The organism is Stagnihabitans lacustris, assembly GCF_025950525.1.
Taxonomy (GTDB): domain Bacteria; phylum Pseudomonadota; class Alphaproteobacteria; order Rhodobacterales; family Rhodobacteraceae; genus Stagnihabitans.
In genome coordinates this window covers 44,276-63,284 of sequence record NZ_JAPDGS010000006.1, presented here as the reverse complement: position 1 = coordinate 63,284, position 19,009 = coordinate 44,276, and the positions used below count along the sequence as shown (strand labels likewise).

At 66.8% G+C, this 19,009-nt stretch carries 19 protein-coding genes; 8 read left to right on the top strand and 11 right to left on the bottom strand.

What is annotated here, in order from left to right:
- Positions 1 to 96: 96 nt before the first annotated feature.
- Complete coding sequence (locus NX862_RS14375; RefSeq protein WP_264494620.1) at positions 97 to 1,968, top strand: potassium transporter Kup; 1,872 nt, start codon at positions 97 to 99, stop codon at positions 1,966 to 1,968.
- On the opposite strand, the gene NX862_RS14370 is transcribed toward NX862_RS14375, so the two are convergent.
- The 4 genes from NX862_RS14370 to NX862_RS14355 all read right to left on the bottom strand — a co-directional run bounded on the left by NX862_RS14370 (position 1,911) and on the right by NX862_RS14355 (position 3,644).
- On the bottom strand, positions 1,911 to 2,312 hold the full coding sequence (locus tag NX862_RS14370; protein ID WP_264494619.1) for a hypothetical protein: 402 nt from the start codon (positions 2,310 to 2,312) through the stop codon (positions 1,911 to 1,913). The genes NX862_RS14375 and NX862_RS14370 overlap by 58 nt on opposite strands.
- 60 nt (positions 2,313 to 2,372) lie before the next feature.
- Positions 2,373 to 2,528 (bottom strand): hypothetical protein, encoded by a 156-nt coding sequence (locus tag NX862_RS14365; protein WP_413694578.1) that lies wholly within the window; start codon positions 2,526 to 2,528, stop codon positions 2,373 to 2,375.
- 129 nt (positions 2,529 to 2,657) lie between these two features.
- On the bottom strand, positions 2,658 to 3,056 hold the full coding sequence (locus tag NX862_RS14360; RefSeq protein ID WP_264494617.1) for a (R)-mandelonitrile lyase: 399 nt from the start codon (positions 3,054 to 3,056) through the stop codon (positions 2,658 to 2,660).
- A 96-nt stretch (positions 3,057 to 3,152) separates the two neighbouring features.
- The gene (locus NX862_RS14355) at positions 3,153 to 3,644 is read right to left on the bottom strand and encodes a hypothetical protein (protein WP_264494616.1); all 492 of its coding nucleotides are present in this window, start codon (positions 3,642 to 3,644) and stop codon (positions 3,153 to 3,155) included.
- A 156-nt stretch (positions 3,645 to 3,800) separates the two neighbouring features.
- On the opposite strand from NX862_RS14355, the gene NX862_RS14350 reads away from it, so the two are divergent.
- Both NX862_RS14350 and NX862_RS14345 read left to right on the top strand, forming a co-directional pair.
- Positions 3,801 to 4,517 carry a LysR substrate-binding domain-containing protein gene (locus tag NX862_RS14350; RefSeq protein ID WP_264494615.1) on the top strand — a complete coding sequence of 239 codons (717 nt, stop codon included), beginning with the start codon at positions 3,801 to 3,803 and terminating at the stop codon, positions 4,515 to 4,517.
- A 483-nt stretch (positions 4,518 to 5,000) separates the two neighbouring features.
- Positions 5,001 to 5,972, top strand: a complete 972-nt coding sequence (locus NX862_RS14345) for a LacI family DNA-binding transcriptional regulator (RefSeq protein ID WP_264494614.1) — start codon at positions 5,001 to 5,003, stop codon at positions 5,970 to 5,972.
- Here NX862_RS14345 and NX862_RS14340 read toward each other — a convergent pair.
- The 3 genes from NX862_RS14340 to NX862_RS14330 are packed head-to-tail and all read right to left on the bottom strand — an operon-like array spanning position 5,969 to position 9,112.
- Positions 5,969 to 7,102 (bottom strand): Gfo/Idh/MocA family protein, encoded by a 1,134-nt coding sequence (locus NX862_RS14340; protein ID WP_264494613.1) that lies wholly within the window; start codon positions 7,100 to 7,102, stop codon positions 5,969 to 5,971. The two genes, NX862_RS14345 and NX862_RS14340, sit on opposite strands and share 4 nt — an antisense overlap.
- Positions 7,103 to 7,113: 11 nt before the next feature.
- The gene (locus NX862_RS14335; RefSeq protein ID WP_264494612.1) at positions 7,114 to 8,004 is read right to left on the bottom strand and encodes a TIM barrel protein; all 891 of its coding nucleotides are present in this window, start codon (positions 8,002 to 8,004) and stop codon (positions 7,114 to 7,116) included.
- Between the two features lie 7 nt (positions 8,005 to 8,011).
- The gene (locus NX862_RS14330) at positions 8,012 to 9,112 is read right to left on the bottom strand and encodes a Gfo/Idh/MocA family protein (protein ID WP_264494611.1); all 1,101 of its coding nucleotides are present in this window, start codon (positions 9,110 to 9,112) and stop codon (positions 8,012 to 8,014) included.
- Positions 9,113 to 9,203: 91 nt separating this feature from the next.
- Here NX862_RS14330 and iolD point away from each other — a divergent pair, with 91 nt between their 5' ends.
- The 4 genes from iolD to NX862_RS14310 are packed head-to-tail and all read left to right on the top strand — an operon-like array spanning position 9,204 to position 13,751.
- The gene (gene iolD, locus NX862_RS14325; RefSeq protein ID WP_264494610.1) at positions 9,204 to 11,063 is read left to right on the top strand and encodes a 3D-(3,5/4)-trihydroxycyclohexane-1,2-dione acylhydrolase (decyclizing); all 1,860 of its coding nucleotides are present in this window, start codon (positions 9,204 to 9,206) and stop codon (positions 11,061 to 11,063) included.
- Positions 11,063 to 12,064, top strand: coding sequence for a 5-dehydro-2-deoxygluconokinase (gene iolC, locus NX862_RS14320; protein ID WP_264494609.1), 1,002 nt, complete (start codon positions 11,063 to 11,065; stop codon positions 12,062 to 12,064). The genes iolD and iolC overlap by 1 nt, the downstream gene beginning before the upstream one ends.
- Before the next feature lie 11 nt (positions 12,065 to 12,075).
- The gene (locus tag NX862_RS14315) at positions 12,076 to 12,915 is read left to right on the top strand and encodes a 5-deoxy-glucuronate isomerase (protein ID WP_264494608.1); all 840 of its coding nucleotides are present in this window, start codon (positions 12,076 to 12,078) and stop codon (positions 12,913 to 12,915) included.
- On the top strand, positions 12,912 to 13,751 hold the full coding sequence (locus NX862_RS14310; protein ID WP_264494607.1) for a class II fructose-bisphosphate aldolase: 840 nt from the start codon (positions 12,912 to 12,914) through the stop codon (positions 13,749 to 13,751). Before NX862_RS14315 ends, NX862_RS14310 begins: the two co-directional genes overlap by 4 nt.
- 36 nt (positions 13,752 to 13,787) lie before the next feature.
- On the opposite strand, the gene NX862_RS14305 is transcribed toward NX862_RS14310, so the two are convergent.
- Genes NX862_RS14305 through NX862_RS14290 form a run of 4 tightly spaced genes read right to left on the bottom strand, consistent with a single transcriptional unit; the run spans position 13,788 to position 17,810 of the window.
- Positions 13,788 to 15,323, bottom strand: coding sequence for an ABC transporter permease (locus tag NX862_RS14305; protein WP_264494606.1), 1,536 nt, complete (start codon positions 15,321 to 15,323; stop codon positions 13,788 to 13,790).
- On the bottom strand, positions 15,313 to 16,083 hold the full coding sequence (locus NX862_RS14300) for an ABC transporter ATP-binding protein (RefSeq protein ID WP_264494605.1): 771 nt from the start codon (positions 16,081 to 16,083) through the stop codon (positions 15,313 to 15,315). The genes NX862_RS14305 and NX862_RS14300 overlap by 11 nt, the downstream gene beginning before the upstream one ends.
- Positions 16,083 to 17,045 (bottom strand): ABC transporter substrate-binding protein, encoded by a 963-nt coding sequence (locus NX862_RS14295; protein WP_264494604.1) that lies wholly within the window; start codon positions 17,043 to 17,045, stop codon positions 16,083 to 16,085. The genes NX862_RS14300 and NX862_RS14295 overlap by 1 nt, the downstream gene beginning before the upstream one ends.
- A gap of 27 nt (positions 17,046 to 17,072) precedes the next feature.
- Positions 17,073 to 17,810 (bottom strand): 5-formyltetrahydrofolate cyclo-ligase, encoded by a 738-nt coding sequence (locus tag NX862_RS14290; protein ID WP_264494603.1) that lies wholly within the window; start codon positions 17,808 to 17,810, stop codon positions 17,073 to 17,075.
- Between the two features lie 75 nt (positions 17,811 to 17,885).
- On the opposite strand from NX862_RS14290, the gene NX862_RS14285 reads away from it, so the two are divergent.
- Positions 17,886 to 18,731: a MurR/RpiR family transcriptional regulator gene (locus tag NX862_RS14285; protein ID WP_264494602.1), complete on the top strand. Its 846-nt coding sequence runs from the start codon at positions 17,886 to 17,888 to the stop codon at positions 18,729 to 18,731.
- The last annotated feature ends 278 nt before the right edge of the window (positions 18,732 to 19,009 follow it).

Sequence of the window (19,009 nt, the reverse complement as noted above, 5' to 3'; positions counted from 1 at the left end):
AATCCTTATGGCCCCTGACGCCTTCCCCATCGCTTCCTTATGCGTCCGGGTCGCAGATGGGGGGCCGCCGCAAGGGCGGTGCCATCCGAGACCCCCATGACCGATCCCCAACTCAGCCCGCCCGCCAAGGCCGGGCTTGCCTCCCTTTCCCTCGCCGCCATCGGCGTGGTCTATGGCGACATCGGCACCTCGCCGCTTTATGCCTTCCGCGAGGCGATGAAGGCCTCGGGCGGCGGGGGTGACAACGTGCTGGGGGTCCTGTCGCTGATCACCTGGTCCTTGATGATCATCGTGACGCTGAAATACGTGGCCCTCTTGATGCGGGCCGACAATCAGGGCGAGGGCGGGACGCTGTCGCTGTTGGCCCTGGCCGAACGCGGGCTTGGCGGGCGCAGGCCGCTGGTGCTGGCGCTTGGCCTGATCGGCGCCGCGCTGTTTTTTGGCGATGCGGCGATCACGCCCGCCATTTCGGTCCTGTCGGCGGTCGAGGGGCTAAGCCTTGTCACCACCGCCTTCGACCCCTGGATCGAGCTGATCTCCGTCGTCATCATCATCGGGCTGTTCCTGGTGCAATACCGCGGCACGGCGGCGGTGGCGGTCTTTTTCGGGCCGATCACGCTGGTCTGGTTCGCGGTCATGGCCTGGGGCGGGCTGGTCCATGTGATGGACGCGCCCCAGGTGCTGGGCGCGCTGAACCCCTGGCATGCGGTGCATTTCCTGCTGACACATGGCGTGCTGGGCCTGGTCGTCCTGGGCGCGGTCTTTCTGGCCGTCACCGGGGCCGAGGCGCTTTACGCGGACATGGGCCATTTCGGGCGCAGGCCCATCCAGGCGGCCTGGATCGTCGTTGTCCTGCCCGCGCTTCTGGTGAATTACTTCGGCCAGGGCGCGCTGATATTGAAGGACCCTTCGGCGCTGGAGAACCCTTTCTTCCGGCTTTACCCCGACACCCTGCTTTTGCCCGTCGTGATCCTGGCCACCGCCGCCACGATCATCGCCAGCCAGGCCGTGATCTCGGGCGCCTTTTCCCTGACCCGCCAGGCGATCCAACTGCGCCTTTTGCCCCGGATGCGCATCCGCCACACCTCGGAGGCGCAAGAGGGCCAGATCTACATGCCCGCCGTCAACCAGGGCCTGTTGGTGGCGGTTCTGGCGCTGGTCGTGGTCTTTGGCTCCTCTTCGGCGCTGGCTTCGGCCTATGGCATCGCGGTGACGGGCACGATGGTGGTGACGGCCATGCTGGCCATGATCGTGGCGCACAAGCATTGGGGCCTGTCCGCGCCCCTGGCGGTGGCGCTGTTCACCCCCTTTCTGGCGCTGGACCTGATCTTTTTCGGCGCCAACCTGTTGAAACTCTTCGAAGGCGGCTGGCTGCCCCTGGGGCTGGCCATGCTGGTGGTGATCATCATGACGGCCTGGATCAAGGGAACCGATGTTGTGCTGGGCAAAGAGGCCCGGGGCGAGATGGGGTTGGACAAACTGATCGCGATGCTGGGGGCCAAACCCCTGCAGAAAGTGCCGGGCACGGCGGTCTTCCTGACCTCGGACCCCGATCATGCCCCGGCGGCCCTGCTGCACAGCCTGAAGCATTTCAAGGTCTTGCACGAACAAAACGTGGTTCTGACGATCCGCACCGCCGATATTCCCCGCGTGGCGCCCGACGACCGCGTGACCATGGTCGATCTTGCCCCCGGCTTCCGGCAAGTGACCCTGACCTGGGGCTATGCTGAGGAACCCGACGTCCCCGAGGGCCTGGCGCTGTGCCGCAAGCTGGGGTGGAAGTTCGACATCATGGCGACGTCGTTCATCCTGTCGCGCCGGTCGCTGCGGCTGTCGTCGCGGCGCGAGATCCCGGGGTGGATGGCACGACTGTTCATCCTGATGGCGCGCAATTCCGCCCCGGCCTCGGACTATTTCCGCATCCCCGCCGGCCGCGTGGTCGAGCTGGGCACCCAGGTCAACGTCTGATCCGGGGCCTGCGCCTTGGGGCCGGGTGCGATCAACAGGAGGGCGCCCGGTTTCCCGGCCGAAGTCACAAGGGCGGGAACCGACCGGAACGCGGCCGACAGGCCGGCGGCGCGGGAGGGGCGGAGCGGAGGAGTGGGGGGCCTCCCCATCAGCCCCACCGCACCATCGCCCACCACGGCGACCGTGGCCCCGGGCTGAACCCGCGCCGCATACCACCCGGTGCCCAAGACATCCGAGGCCGCCAGAAGCCCCGGGATCAGGTCATCATCCGGCATCACGGGCGTGGCGACCAGGGTCCCATCGGCCAAAGGCACCCGCGCAAAGCGGGCCTGCGCGCCCGACATGAATTCGCGCTGGCTGCAGGAGGACTGGAACCCGGTCCGGCCATGCGGACAGGTGTTGTTTCAGATGCAGAAGGACGCCGGGGCGGACTGGCCGGGCTTGACCGTCTTGACCTCGGCGCCCACCTCGACCAGCACGACGCAGTCATCGTGGCCCCTCTGCATGGGCCCCGCGACAGGCTGCAACCCGCACCAGGGCCAAAGGTCAGACCCGCAAATACGGCTTGCCGACAGCTTGCTGACCGCATCGGTGGGGTTCAGGATGCGGGGCTTTGGACCTCGTCAAAGCGAATATCGCCGGGGGCGTGAAGGATGGGGAGCGTGAAGGATGGGGGCGCATGATGGCTCCTATTGGCCAAGGTAATCGGCCTCGGTGACGGGGTCGGCCCAGGTGACGGTCTCGCCGTTCTGGACTTCGTGGATGGCGATATGGCTCATGGCCGTGTCGGGGGCGGCGCCGTGCCAGTGCCGTTCACCGGGGGCAAAGGTGATGACGTCGCCGGGGTGGATCGCCTCGATCGGGCCGCCCGCGCGTTGCACCCTTCCTTGTCCCGCCGTGACGATCAGCGTCTGGCCCAGCGGATGCGTGTGCCAGGCGGTGCGGGCGCCGGGCTGGAACGTGACCAGCGCGCCTTGCACGCGGTCGGGGGCTTCGGGGTTGAACAGAGGGTCGATCCGGATCTCGCCGGTGAACCAGGCGGCGGGGCCTTTGCGGGAAGGGGTTTGTCCGGCGCGGGTGATCTGCATCAGTCTCTCCTTGAAAGGCATGTGGCGGCGGCCAGGGCGCTGGCGGCCAACAGGGCCACGATGGCCATCCCAAAGGTGGCACGGATGCCCGCCGTATCAAAGACCAACCCGCCCAAAGCCGCCCCGCCCATGATCGCGACCCGAAGACCTCCGCCCGCCTCGGCCCGCGCCCACATTGCCCGCGTCATCCAGGCGCCCCAGCCGACCAGAGCCCCCCGCAAAGGACCGCAGGATCAACAGGGGCAGCGCAGGGCTTGCCGGCAGGGCGGACAACTGGCGCATCAGGCCCCACAGCGCCAGCCCCGCCATCAGCACCGGGTAGTTCGGCGCCAAGGTCACGATGACGCCCGCCCGCCCTTGGCCCGCGCAAACAGCCCCAGCGCCCGCTTGCGGTCCATGCGGCCTGGGGATCATCAGGCTGGAGACAACCGCAAACAGCCCCGAGACCGAGATCGCCTGACCGGCCTGGCCCTCGGTGATGCCAAGGTCGCGGGCGATGGAGGGCAAAAGTGCGACGGGCAGGAACTCGGAGGCGACGAGGGTGCCTGCGCACAGCGCCATCGCGGGGATTGTCAGGTTGCGTGTCATGGGCCTTGCCTATCCCGGGCCAATCCCGATGATTTGCCCGGCAATCCGCTTGCATTGATCCATATGGCCATGAATGACGCCGCCGCTGAACGACCTTTTGTGGGTCCAGACCCCGGTCCAGGTGCTGAACCTCACCCGGGCGGCGGCCAGCTTGACGTGTCGCAACCCACCCTGTCGCATCGGATCAAGGGGCTGGAGGCGGCGATGGGGCTTTTCAATCGCTCCACCCGCGGGGTCGCCCTGGCAAAGGCCGGCGCGCGGCTGTATCAGACCCTTGCGCCATGGATGAAAGAGATCGCCGCCCTGATGGCGCTTGGCGCGCGCCCGGCGGGGCGGGTGCGGCTGACCCTGTCGGATCACGCGCTGAACCTGCTTTGGCCGCGGCTGCAAGGCTTTCTGGCCGCCCCTCCCGAAATTGCGCTGGAATGTAACCAGGACAACGGCTTTCGCGACATCGTCGCCGAAGGTTTCGACGCCGGCATCCGGCTGGGCGAGAGTCTGGCCGCCGATCGTGTCGCCGTCCGGGTCTCGGCCGATTGGCGGTTGGCGACGGTGGCGGCGCCGGACGATCTGGCGCGGCGGGGCCTGCCCGCCCAACCGCAAGACCTGACCCAGCATGAGGGCTTCAACCTCTGCCCGTCGACCTCGGGCGGGCTTTGTGTCTGGGAATTCGCGCGTGGCGCGCACAGCTTGCGGGTCCGGGTTGCGGGGCAGCTGACCTTCAATGCGATCTTGCCCCTGCTGCGGGCCGCCGAGGCGGGCTTGGGCATAGCCTATCTTCCGAGGACCCGGGTGGCCAAAGCCGTGGCAAAGGGGCGCCTTATGCCGGTGCTGGACACCTGGTGCCCGCATTTCCCCGGCTATCCCCTGTAGTTCCCCAGCCGCCGCCGCAACCTCCCCGCCTTTCGCGCCCTGGTCGAAGCTTTACACTGGCGGGGGTGATGCGAGAGGGGGTTGGGACAACTGACCAAAGCAGCCAAGCCCAAGCCGACCGCAGCGCCGCCCTGTTCGCCCCGGGATGACCGAGGGTCCCGAGCATCATCCGGGCCGGCCACCGCATCTCCAGGGGCAGGAACAGGCCCCCGCCCAAGGCCGTCACGCGACCCGCGTTTTGCCCCCGCCCGCCAAAGCGGGGACGGCGTGTCTGACAGCAGGGCGTTGACCCTGCCGCAGGGCAGACCGGCAAGTGATGGTTCTTTGTGGGCTCTTCCACAGGGTCTTCTGTGAGGTCTTCTGTAAAGTTCTCTGGGAGGTTTCCTGGGACTGGGCGGCTTTCTGGGCGGCTTTCTGGGGGGCTTTATCCGGAGGGCCGAACCTGTATAGACTCGCGCTTGCAGCGCAGAACGCGGACAGGTGATGGCAGTAACCCTGAAGGATGTGGCCGAAAGGGCCGGGGTGTCGCGATCGGCGGTGTCGCGGACCTTTACCGATGGGGCTTCGGTGTCGGCCAAGACCCGGGCCAAGGTCGAGTCCGCGGCACAAGACTTGGGGTATGCGCCGAACGCGCTGGCCTCCAGCCTGACGACCGGGCGGACCAAGCTGATCGGGCTGATCGCCAACAACTTTCACAACCCCCTGATATTAGAGGTCTTTGACCTGTTCACCCGCGGCCTGCAGGACCGCGGCTTGCGGCCCCTGCTGGTCAATCTTAGCGGGGCCAGCGACCCTTCCGCCTCGGTGCGGATGCTGCGGCAATATTCGGTGGATGGGGTCATCGTGGCCTCTTCGACCCTGCCGCCCAGCTTTGCCCTGGCCTGCAAGACAGCGAACCTGCCGGTGGTCCATGCCTTTGGTCGCCCGGTGCCGGATGTGCATGTCGTGGGGATCGACAATGTCGCCTGCGGGCGGATGGCGGCGCGGGCGTTGATCCAGCGCGGCTATCGGTCGGTGGGCTTTCTGGGTGGGCCGGAGGCTGCGACCTCGACCCAGGACCGGGCGGCGGGCTTTGTGCAGGGGCTGGCGGGCCTGCCGGTGCGGCTGTCCTATGCGACGGATTACACCTTTGACGCGGGCCGCGCCGCGATGCAGGCCTTGTTGGACGCCCCGGCCGAGGCCTATTTCTGCGGCGATGATCTGCTTGCCGTCGGCGCCCTGACCGCCATTCAGGACGCCGGGTTGTCGGTGCCGGGGGATATCGGCCTGATCGGGCTGAACGACATGGAGATGTCGCGCTGGCAGAACATCGGACTGACGACGATCCGCCAGCCGGTTGCCGAAATCATCGACGCGGCCATCGACCTTGTGGTGGCGACGATCGGGGCGCCCGACATGGCGCCGCAGACAAGGCTTTTCGCCTGTCAGGTGATCGACCGCGCCACCCTGCGTTAGCGGAACATCGGCGGGCGGGCGTCAACCCAGGCGCCGCCCGCCTTGGCCGAGGCCACCGCCGCATGGACCGCCGCCATCGACCGCAGGCCCGCCGCCGCGCGGGGCAAGCCTTCGCGCGGCGCGCCGCGAATCGCATCGGCCAGGTCGCAGTAGATATTGGCCACCGCCAGGGGGAAGCCCTCGGGATGGGCAATCGCCACGCGGCTAAGACGTCGGGCGTCTTCGCACAATCCCGCCTCGCCCTTTTCCATGATCTGCGTGCGGCCCCCCAGCGGCGTATAGATCAACTGGTTGGGCTGTTCGGATGCCCAGCGAAAGCCCCCCGTCTCGCCAAAGACCTGGATGTCGAACCCATGTTGCCGCCCGATGGCAACCGATGAGGTCCAAAGCCGCCCCACCGTGCCGCCCGCCATCCGGAAGTTGACCATGGCGTCATCCTCCAACTGGCGGGACGCAATGGTCGAGGCGAAATCGGCCGAAAGCCGCGTGACCTCGTCGTTGCAGATGAAACTGGCCATATGCAGGGCATGGATGCCGCAGTCCGCGAACTGGCCCGACACGCCCGCCATCGCCGGATCATAGCGCCAGCGGACGCGGGGGTTGTCGGCATCGGTCGCATCGCCGTGGTGGCCATGGCTGAAGTTTGTGACCACCAGCCGGACCTTGCCGATCTGGCCCTCTTGGACCATGGCCCGCGCCTGACGGACCATCGGATAGGCCGAGTAACAATAGTTGACCGCGCATATCTTGCCGGTCTTTTCCGCGACCTTTACGATCTCTTCGCCCTCTTCGACCGTCAGGGTCATCGGCTTTTCGCACAGCACGTTGAAGCCGGCCTCCAGGAAGGCCTTGGTGATCTGGAAATGGGTGGAGTTCGGCGTGGCCACGGTCACAAGGTCGGGGCGGTCGGGGCGGTTCCGTTCCCCGGCCAGCATCTCGGTCCAGTCGCCATAAGCGCGGTCAGAGGCCACGCCCAGGCGCTGCGCATAGGCGCGGCCCTGTTCGGCCCTGTGGTCCAAGGCCCCCGCCACCAGGCGGAAATGCCCGTCGGCCAAGGCGCCCAGACGGTGCGCCGGGCCGATCTGGCTGCCCTCTCCGCCGCCGATCATGCCCCAGTTCAGTTGTGCCATGGCGGTCCCTTTCAAAATCCGATGGAGGTCAGGTGGTCGCGGTTCTTGCGGGCGTCATCCAGGGGGCTGACATCCAGCGTCGGGTCGCAGTCCTGTTCGACGGTGCACCAGCCCTGGAAACCCGCTTCCAGCAGGATCTGGCGGACGGCGGGAAAGTCCACGTCGCCCTGACCCAGGTTGCAGAAGATGCCCTGGCCGCAGGCCTCGTAGAACCCGGTTGACCGGGCGATGGCATCCGCCTTGACCACGGGGTCGATGTCCTTGAAATGCATATAGGATATCCGGTCCATATGGCGGCGCATGAAGGCCACCGGGTCATAGCCCGCATAGGAATGATGCCCGGTGTCGAAGCAGATTTTCAGGATCGCGGGATCGACCTCGTCCAGCAAACGCTCCAGCTCTGGTTCAAAGTCGATGAAGCCCGCCGCATGGGCATGGATACCGACGGTCAGGCCGAAATCCTCGGCCCCGATCCGCGCCACATGGGCGATGCGGTCGCGAAAGGCCGCCCATTCGGCTGGGTCCATCTGCTCGGCGTCGCCCGCCCGGCCTGCGGTCGGCGCACGGCGGGGGGAGATACTGTCGATCAGCACCAGATGCTTGGCCCCATGCGCCACCAGCGCCTTGCAGGTGCGCTGCGCGGCGTCCTGAACCTCGTCCCATTTCGCCGGGTCGTGAAACGGGCGAAAGACCACGCCGCCGATCAGTTCCAGGTCGTTTGCCGCCAGGGCCTCACCCAAGACGCCTGGGTCTTCGGGCATGAAGCCCACGGGCCCCAACTCGATCCCGCGGTAGCCCGCCGCGGCGCAATCGGCCAAGACTTGCCGCCAAGCAGGGTTGCGCGGGTCGTCTGCGAATTCCACACCCCAGGAACAGGGCGCATTGCCGATACGGATGGTCATGGGAACCTCATGTCGGGACAGCGTGCCATTGGCCGCTGTTCGAGGATTGAAACGCGGTTTCGATGATCTGGGCCACCGCCAGACCGTCGCGAAAGGTCGGCCAGATCGGCTGGCCAGTATAGATGGCGCGCAGGAAATCCCGCGCCTCGATGATGATTTGATCCTGATAGCCGGTGCCATGCCCCGGCCCCTGACAAAAGGCGCCAAAGTCGGGATGCGCCGGGCCGGTCAGGATGCGGGTAAAGCCGCGCGTGGCCTCTGGCCCCTCGGCGCGGTACAGGTGGACGGCGTTCTGATCCTCCTGGTCAAAGCGGATGGACCCCTTTGTGCCATGGATTTCATAGGCATAGCCCATCTTGCGCCCGGTCGCCACGCGGCTGACATAAAGGTGGCCCATGGCGCCAGAGGCAAAGCGCAGCATCAGTTGCCCGTGGTCGTCATTGTCGACCGTGCCGCCGGGACGGGAGGCATGGACCGTCTCGATCCGCGCCGAAAGCTGGGCCACGGGGCCCATCAAGGCCAGCATGCAATTGACCCCATGTGGCGCAAGGTCGCCCATGCAGCCATTGGCCCGCCCCGTGGTCCGCCAGGTCGCGGGCGCCTGCGGGTCGGCCAGAAAATCCTCGGTATGTTCACCGCGAAACCAGGTGACGTGACCGATCGCGCCATCGGCCAGCAGCTGCCGCACGAACTGCGTCGCGGGCGTGCGCACATAGTTGAAGCCGATCATGTTGGGCTGACCCGAAGCCTCGGCGGCCGCCACCATCGCCTGCGCGTCGGCCAAGGACGCCCCCAGCGGCTTTTCGCAAAACACCGGCTTTCCCGCGGCAAAGGCCGCCAGCGCAATCTGACGGTGGGTCTCTTGCGGCGCGGCGATGACCACGGCCTGAACCTTCGGATCGGCCACCAGGTCGCGCCAATCCGAAGTCGCGCGGGCAAAGCCGTAAGCCCCGGCATAGCGCGCCGCCGAGGCCGCACTTGTCGCCGCGATCACCTCCAGCCGGGGGCGCAAGGGCGTGTCAAACACCGCAGCCACCGCCGAAAGCGCCACCGCATGTGCCTTGCCCATATAGCCGCCGCCGATCAGGCCTATTCCGATTTCCGCCATGGGACCCCTCCGCAACACCGATATTGCAACCGGTTGCAAAATAGGTATCCTGAGCCGGAAAATCGCGCAAGCCCCTTCGAAAGGTCCTTTGATGCAGACCATCCGGCTGACCGTTGCCCAAGCCATCACGCGCTGGCTGGTGAACCAGTATATCGACATCGACGGTGGTCAGGTGCGCGTCTGTGGCGGCGGCTTTGGCATCTTTGGCCATGGCAATGTGCCCTGTCTGGGCGAGGCGCTGTATCCTGTGCGCGCGGAATTGCCGCTGTATCGTGGGCAGAACGAGCAGAGCATGGGCTTTGCGGCGGCGGGTTATGCGAAATACCACCTGCGGCGGCGGTTCATGTTCTGCACGGCCAGCGCCGGGCCGGGGACGGCGAACCTGCTGACCGCGGCGGCGCTGGCCCATGCCAACCGCCTGCCCATGCTGATGCTGTGCGGCGATACGTTTTTGACGCGGCTGCCTGATCCGGTGCTGCAACAGCTTGAACATTTCGGCAATCCGACGCTGGGGGTGAATGACGCCTTCAAGGCGGTCAGCCGGTTTTGGGACCGCATCACCCATCCGGCCCAGATCCTGCAGTCGCTGCCCGCCGCCTTGGCGACCATGCTGGACCCGGCCGATTGCGGCCCGGCCTTCATCGGCCTGCCGCAGGATCTGCAGGGCTGGACATACGACTATCCGGTTGAGTTCTTTACCAAGCGCCTCCACCGCATCCGCCGCCAATCCCCTGATGCGCAAGAGATCACCGAGGCCGTGGCCCTTCTCGCCCAAGCCAAGCGCCCCGTGATCGTGGCAGGCGGCGGGGTGCAGTATTCCGGCGCGGTGGCGGCGCTGACGGAATTTGCCGAGGCGCATGGCATCCCGGTGGTCGAGACGATTGCCGGGCGGGCGAACATGCTGGCCAGCCATCCGTTGAACATCGGGCCCTTGGGCGTGACGGGATCGGACAGCGCCAATGCGGTGGCGGGTCAGGCGGACGTCGTGCTGGCGGTCGGCACGCGGTTGCAGGATTTCACGACCGGGTCCTGGACGGTCTTTGCGCCGGATGCCCGGTTGATCGGGCTGAACGTCGGGCGTCAGGATGCGGCCAAGCATCAGTCGCTGGCGGTGGTGGGGGATGCGCTTTTGGGGCTGCGGGCCTTGGGCGCGGGGCTCGGTGGCGCCAAAGCGCCCGCCGATTGGACGGCGGGGGCGCAGGCCCATCGCCGGACCTGGGACGCCTATGTGGCCGCCAATGTGGCGCATGGCAACCGGCCCGCGTCCTATGCGCAGGCCATCGGGGTGGTGAACGCGCTGGCCCACCCCCGCGACCGGGTGGTGACAGCCGCAGGGGGGCTTCCGGCCGAGATCACCGCCAACTGGCGCACGCTTGGCCTTGGCACGGTGGATGTCGAGTTCGGGTTTTCCTGCATGGGCTATGAGATCGCCGGCGGCTGGGGCGCGCGGATCGCGCAGACCGAGGCCGAGCCCGAAGCCGATACCGTGGTCTTTGTGGGCGACGGCAGTTACCTGTTGATGAATTCGGACATCTATTCCTCGGTTCTGACGCGGAAAAAGCTGATCGTGCTGGTCTTGGACAATGGCGGCTTTGCGGTCATCAACAAGCTGCAGGGCAACACCGGGCAACCCGGTTTCAACAACCTGATTGCCGATTGCCCGACGGTGCCTGACCCCTTTGCCGTCGATTTCGAAGCCCATGCCCGGGCGATGGGCGCCCATGCCGAGACGGTCGCCAGCCCCGCCGACCTGGGCGCGGCCTTTTTGCGCGCCAAGGCGGCCTCCAAGACCAGCGTCATCGTCATGCAGGTTGATCCGCATGAGGGCTGGACGACCCAAGGTCACGCCTGGTGGGAGATCGGGACGCCCGAGGTCTCCTCTGCGCCCCGGGTCCTGGAAAAGCACGCCGAGGTCGAGGCCGGGCGCGTGGCGCAAAGGCAGGGTCTGTGATGGCCGACCTGTCACGCCTTCAGACCAAGCCATGCCTGGTGATCGGGCGCGCGGGCATGGACCTTTACGCCGATCCGCCCGGCACGCCGATCGAGACGGCGACGCGGTTCACTTCGGCCCTCGGCGGGTCCTCGGCCAATATCGCGGTGGCTTTGACGCGGGCGGGGGCGGGGGCTGCGCTTTTGACCTCGGTGTCGGATGATGCGGTGGGGCGGTTCTGCCTGGCGCAACTGGAGGCCTATGGCGTGGACCGGACCCATGTGCGCGCGACAGGGGGCGAGGCGCGCAATTCGCTCGCCGTGGTGGAAACAAGGAACCAGAACTGCCAGTCGGTCATCTATCGCAACGGCGCCGCCGATTTCGACATGACGCTGGCCGATGTGGAGGCGGTCGATTACACCCGCTTTGGCGGGTTGATCACCACGGGGACGGTGCTGGCGCGTGACCCCTCGCGCAGCGCCACCTTCCGCGCCTTTGACCTTGCCCGGGCGGCGGGCCTGCCCTTGATCTTTGACGTGGACTATCGGCCCTATTCCTGGGCCTCGGCAGACGAGGCCTCACGGGTCTATTCCCGCGCCGCAGAGGTCTGCGATGTGATCATCGGCAATGATGTCGAATTCGACTTCATGGCCGGGGCGCCGGGCGCGGGGCTGGAAAAGGCCCGCAGCCTTGTGGCCCGCAACCCTGTTACCGGCAGCCTTGGCGCGCAGATCGTCATCTACAAGAGGGGCGAAAAGGGCGCGATCACCCTGGCCTTCGGGCGCGAAACGCGGACCGGCATCTTCCAGACCGCGACGCTGAAACCCACCGGCGCCGGGGATGCCTTCCTGGGCAACCTGGTCGCCAGCCTGGCGCAAGGCACAGACCTGACCGAAGCCGTCCTGCGCGGATCGGCCGCCGCCGCCATCGTCGTCGCGCGCGTCGGATGCGCCCCCGCCATGCCCACGACGCCAGAGTTGGACCGCTTCATCACCTTTCACAGCGGCCCCACCGAAGGCTGACAGGAGACCCCATGCACATCGCCCCCCATGACAACCAGAACCGCCCCATCGTCGATATGGACAACCCCCTGGTGCCCTTGGTCTATTTCAACATCCTGCGCCTGACGGTTGGCCAGCACTTCGACTACCGCACCCCGGGCTACGAGACCTGCATCGTGCCCGCCACCGGCACGGTGACGGTCGAAACCCTGGGCCAGACCTTTGCCGACATCGGCCACCGCGGCGTCGATGTCTGGGACGGCGAGCCCGAGGGCGTCTATGTGCCCTCCGGCACCGCCGCCCGGATCACCGCCCGAACCGATACCGAAGTCTTCGTCGCAGGCGCGCACTACGCCGAGACGCTGCGCCCCTTTGCCGTGCGCGCGGCCCAAATCGACCGCGTGCAATATGGCTCCGATGACACGAAAACTCACCGCAAGATCAAGCACATCCTGGGCGCCGCCTATCATGACCGGGTGGGGCGGCTTCTGGTGTCAGAGCTGTTCACCGTAGGCGCGGGCGGTTGGTCGGGCTTTCCCAGCCACAAGCACGACACCGACCGGCTTCCAGAGGAAACCCGCCACGACGAATGTTACAACTTCCGCTTTCGCCCGGATTACGGGTCCGGCCTGCAGATGCTGCAACGCGTCGATAACGAACCCGGCGAGGCCTATCACATCATGAACCGGTCCACCGTGCTGATCGACAAGGGCTATCACCCCTGCTGCGTCCTGCCGGGCTATGAGATGTATTACTTCACCATCCTGGGCGGCCAAAGCCAGCGCAGCCTGAAGCAGCATTTCCAGCCGACCCATGCCGCGCAACTGCACACGATCCCGGGGATCATGGATATGGTGGCCAAGTTCAAATGACCCTTGTGACGCTGTCCCAGGTCCTGCAACCGGCGCTGGCGCAGGGCTATGCCGTCCCGGGCCTTGTGTGCCTGGGGTGGGAGGACATGCGCGCCTATGTCGCCGCAGCCGAGGCCGAGCGCGCGCCGGTGATCTTGCAGGCCGGGCCGGGGGCGCGCGCCCATACCCCCCTGCCCGTCCTGGGCGCCATGTTCCGCCACCTGGCTCAGGCCGCCTCGGTTCCGGTCGTGGCGCATCTGGACCACGGCTATACGCTGGAGGACTGCCGGGCGGCTTTGCAGGCGGGCTTCACCTCGGTCATGGTCGATGGGTCAAGCCTGCCCCTGGCGCAGAACATCGACCTGACGGCCTCGGTGGCCGAATTGGCCCATGCCGCCGGGGCCTCTTGCGAAGGAGAGATCGGCTTTGTCGGCTATGCCGGGGGCGCGGCCTCGGCGGGGACCGATCCGGCAGAGGCCGCCCGATTTGCCCAAGAGACCGGGATCGACGCCATGGCGATCTCGGTTGGCAATGTGCATCTGCAGACCAGCCCGGGCGGCGGTCTGGACCTGGCCCGGCTGCGCGCGATCGAAAGCGGGACGACCGTGCCTCTGGTGCTGCATGGCGGGTCGGGCATCGGGACCCTGGACCGCAGCGCGTTGGCCGCCACAAGCCGGGTTGCCAAGTTCAACATCGGCACCGAATTGCGCATGGCCTTTGGTCAGGCCCTGCGCGACAGCCTGGCGCGCGACCCGGACCAATTCGACCGCATCGCGATCCTGAAAGCGACCGAAGGCCCGCTGACCATGGCCACAAGGGCCGTGATCCGCAGTCTTGGGGCCTCTGGCCGCGCCTGAGGTGCGGGGATGAAGGCTGGCGCGACGCGCCCGGCCCTATTCCGCCGCAGCCATCCCCAACCGGCGCAGAACGCGGCGCTCGACCATCAGGACGGCGTGATAAAGCGCGACGGACAAAAGCACGGTCAGGGTGGCAATGCTCCAGATCATGCCGAAATCCAGATAGCCGCGCGACTGGTTCAACAACGCGCCAAGCCCCTGCCCGGTGGCCAGCCATTCCGCGATCATCACCCCCAGCAAAGCGCGCGGCACGGTCAGGCGCGCGGCGGCAAAGGCCCAGGGCAGGCTGGCCGGGATCGAGATCAACCGCATCTCGCGCCAGCCTCTGGCGCCATAGGCATGGGCCACATACATCGCGCCCTGCGGCACCTGCGCCAGGCCCTGCGCCATCAGCACATAGGCCGGAAAGAAGGTGACAGAGATCGTGACCCAAAGCGTCAGCGCCGGACCCCGTCCCAGCATCAGCACCAGCAGGGGCGTCAGGGCGACCAGCGGCATGGTCTGCGTCACCAGGGCCACGGGCAGGAAGGCGCGGGTAAAGCCGGGCATCAGCCGCCCACTGACCGCCAGCGCAAAGGCCAGGCCCAGCCCAAGGATCAGGCCCAGGCCCGCGATGGGCAGGGTCTCGGCCAGGGCCTCGGAGAGCCGCGCCCAGGCCTGCGGGGCGGTATCGGGCGAGGTCAGGTAGGTCGCCACGGCCAGGGGCGTCTTGGCGATCATCTCGGGGGCGGCGAGGATCGCCAGCACGCCCCACCACAGGGCAAAGGGCAACAGCGCCGACCCAAGGCCAAGCGTCAGGCGCAGCCAGGCCGGGTCCTGTGTGGCGACCGGTGGCAGCGTCGGGTTCAGCGAAATCGCCCGACTGGAGCCGAGAAGCCGGGCAGAGATCAGGGCAAAGACGGCATAGCTGGCCCCGGCGATGGCCGTGGCACAAAGCCCGATGCCCCAAAGCCGGGCCGGATCGGCGCGCCCGAGGGAGCCCAGGAGATAGGCGCCAAGGCCCCAGCGGCCTCCGCCGCCGAACTCGGCCAGGATGGCGCCCAGGACGGCATTGGGGGCGGCCACGCGAAACCCGGACAGGATCGCCGGAACCGCGCCGCGCAGTTGCACCAGGCGCAGGACGGCCAGGCGGCCACCGCCATAGGCCGCGACCAGATCAGCGGCGCGGCGGTCGTAGTGCATCAGGCCGGCGACGGTGGCCGACATGGTGACGAAATAGACCCCAAGTGCCGCAAGGGTGATGCGCGGCGCCATGCCCTCCAGCACCAGGGACAGGATCGGGGCCACGACCAGCGGCGGCAGGGCGAAAAGCGCGATATTCACCCCGCGCGCCAGTTGCATCAAGCGGGGGAACAGGACAAAGGCCATCCCGGCCAAGATGGCCACCAGGTTGCCGATGGCAAACCCCGCGCCCGAGGCTTGCAGCGTCGCCCAGACATGAGGCGGATAATCGGCGCGGTCGGCCCAGACCTTGATGGCGATGGCCGAGGGCGCCGGAAGCGCGCCATGGATCAGGCCAAGCCGCCCGATGACCTCCCACACCAGCAGCGCCAGAAGGCCGTTACGCCCCATGCAGGGCCTCGGCGATGCGGTCTTCCATCTGGTGGAACGCTGGGTCGGTGAACAGCGCGGGCGCACGGGGCCGGGGGAAGGGAATGGCGATCTCGGCCGTGATGCGTCCGGGGCGGGCCTGCATGACCACGACGCGGTCCGCAAGGAAGACCGCCTCGTCGATGCCATGCGTGACCAGAAGCGCGGTGGCCCCGGTCTCGGCCCAGATGCGCTGCAGTTCGATGTTCATCTGGCGGCGCAGGATCTGATCCAGCGCGCCGAAGGGTTCGTCCAGGAACAGGACCTGCGGTTCGGTCACGAGGGCGCGGGCGATGGCGACGCGCTGGCGCATGCCGCCAGACAATTCCCCGGGCAAGGCGGTCTCATAGCCCTTCAGCCCCACCAGGGCGATCAACTCGCGGATGCGGGCGCGGTGCGGAGAGACATCGCGGCCCAAAGCCTCCAGCGGCAGGGCGATGTTGCGCTCGACCGTCCGCCAGGGCAAAAGCGCCGCGTCCTGAAAGGCCACGCCGGTGACGCCCACCGCCCGGGCCTGTTCCGGCGGCTGACCGCCGATCAGGACCCGGCCCGCGTTCAGCGGCTCCAGCCCCAGGGCCACGCGCAGGACGGTGGATTTCCCGCAGCCCGACGGCCCGATCAGCGCGGTAAAGCTGCCGGGCGCGCAGGTCAGGGTGACATCCCGCAGGGCCTCGACCACCTGACCGCGACCCTGATAGGTCTTGGCCAGGCCGGTCAATGCGATCCCTGCGGGCGCCGTCATCAGATTTCCTCAAGCAAGGTGGTGTCGAACATGTCGCGGCTGCCCTTGATGCCGACCTTGGACAGCGCCTCGATATTCGCGGCAATCGCCTCTTCGGACATCGAGAAAATCCCGGCCTCGGCCTCGATCAGCGGCTTTTGCGCGGTGTTGAAAAAGACCTCGTTGTCGATCTCGCGCCCGGTGCCTGCGAAATGGGTGTCCTTGAACTTGGGCGGCCAGACGGCAGGATCGGCCAGCGCATCGACCCAGCCCCTGCGTGAGGCCCGCAGCCAGGCGACGATGTCCTTGCGCTTGGCGGCAAGCGTCTCTTCGGTCACGACGACCGTGTCGTTGAACAGCGTATAACCGAAGTCATACAGCAGGAACGAGGTCGCATCCTCTCCGGCCAGCTTGATCGTGTAGGGCACGTTGGTGGTGAAATCGAGCGAGCCGTCGATCTCGCCTTTGATCAGCGGGGTCGGGTCGTATTCATAGGGCACGATGTTGACCTGGGCCTTGTCGATACCATTCATCGCCAACATCGCCTCGACGCTGATGGTGTTGACCGGCGGCACGGCGATGGTCTTGCCCACCATATCCGCCGGGGTCTTGATCGGGTTCTTGGCCAGGGACACGATGCCCACCGGGTTCTTCTGATACTGCGTGCCGATGATCTTCAGCTTGGCGCCCTGGGTGCTGATCGCCAGGATCGTCGTGTCCGGCGTGGTCAGGGTCAGGTCCGCCTTGCCCGCGATGACGGCGGTTTCCGGGATCACATCGGGGCCGCCCGACAGATAGGTCAGGTCCAGCCCCTCGGCGGTGTAATAGCCCTGGTCCATCGCGGTGAAATAGCCCGCGAATTCGGCATCGTTGATCCAGGAGGCCTGGAAGGCAAAGGGCGTGCCCGCCCGGGCCATGCGCGGCATCAGCGGCAGGGCGGCAGCGGCACTCAGAAAGGAACGGCGGTTCAGCGTCAGTTTCATGGCGGCTCTCCTGTGAAAGACCTTGGCCTATGTCAGGCCTTGGATGCGTTGCAGTTCTTGCAAGGGCGGGGTGGCGTCGATCTGGGCGGGGTCCAACAGCGGCCACTTCACCCCATGCGGGCGCTTGGCGCGGCGGCCCACGGTGTAAAGCTGGCTGGGCGTGGCGATATGGTCGACCAGGATGTCGGTTTCCGAGGGCGTCAGCTTTTCCTGGACGACTTGGCAATCATGGACCACGGCGACGACCGGGGTGGTTTCATCCACCAGCCCAAGATCGGTGAACATGCCCCATTCCAGGTCAAAGAACCCATGCCCCTTGCCAAAGCGCACCCCATCGACCGAAACCGCCGAGGCCCCTGTGACCATGAAGTCGAACCTGCCGCGCCTGGCGATCTCTGCCAGCGTGATCGGGCGGCCGAAATGCTCCATCCCGTCCAGCCAGGCGGCGTAAAGCTCGGCGCCGGGCGGGACCATGCCGGGCTCGATCAACAGAAAGCCGCGATAGATGCCATAGGTCGACATGACGAAGGGCTTTCCCTCCGCGATCATCCGGCGGCGCAGGTCCACCAGGCAGTTGTCCGGCGTGATGAAGGCGAAACGGGTCGCCTGATAGGCGGGCATCGAGGCCACGAAATCGGTGGCGGCCTCCGAGCCCTGAAAGTCCGGGATGACCTCGGCAAAGTTCAGGTGAAAGCGGGTGTCGGGCTTGGCCACGTCCCGCAGCCGGGACCAAATTTGCTGGCGTATGATCTTGGATTTGGACATGATCGACCTGAACCGTTTCGGTGTTTCACAATGCTGAAACAACGGTTTCACAAATGCAAGCGTGACGGGCGGAAAATGGCAACTCGGCTAACCCTAAGGATTCAGGACAGGATTTCCCGCCTGACCAAGGCCGAGCAAAAAATCGCGGCGCTGTTGCTTGAGAATCATGCACTTGTCGAAACCCATTCCGCGACCGAGATGGCGGGATTGGCGGGTGTCTCCAAGGCCACGGCGGCGCGGTTCTTCCAGTCGCTGGGCTATGCCGATTTCGACGAGGCCAAGACCCAGGCCCGCGAGGAACGCAACCGCACCCAGCCCTATGCCTGGTCCCAGGCCCCCGAGCCGGTGGCCCTGGGGCGATCCATCGGCAACCACTTGGACCTGGAACTTCTGAACCTGACCCGCACCTTCGAGGAGATGCGCGCCGATACCCTGACCGAGGCGGCGCGGCTGATCCATGCCGCGCCCCGCCTCTGGGTGCTGGGGTTCGGCGCCGAAGAGGGTCTGGCCCGCCACGCCCGCCAGACCTTTGCCCGCCTGCGCCCCGATGTGCAGCTTTTGGGCACCCATCAGGGCGCCTGGGCCGAAGATCTGGCGATGACCGGCCCGCGCGACGTTCTGATCCTTCTGACGCTGGAGCCGCGGCCCAAGACGCTGCCAAGCCTGATGGCCTATGCCCGCACGACGCGGATGAACGTGATCACCCTGACCGACCACCAATACTATGCAAGGGCGCAAAGGTTCTCGCGGCTGGTCATCGGTTGCCATGTGGCCAGCTATGGCGCGATCCCCAGCCATACGACGCTGCTGTCGGTCCTGCGGATGCTGGCCATCGCCTATCTGGGCCAGTCAGGCGAGGCGGCACAGCAAAGGCTGGCGGTCATCGACGAGATCAACGAGGAAATCGACCTTCACGATTGAACGCGGCCACGATTGACCGCCGCCACGACTGAACGCAGACCATGGCGGCGCAACAGGGCGCGCCCTTTGCCAACGGGGGGCCGTTTGATCGGACATGTGGTCAGGTCATGTGCCAGGGCGAGGCGTCACAGGGTGGCGCTTGTCCCTCTATCCCGGAATTCCCCCCAAAGCCCTGTCACCGCGCCCCGGTCTTCAGCCCAGAGTTTGTCCCCCCAAAGCGCGCCAAAATCGCGCGGCAATCTGGTCCGGGACCCGGTCCACCGCAAGGGAGGGGCCGA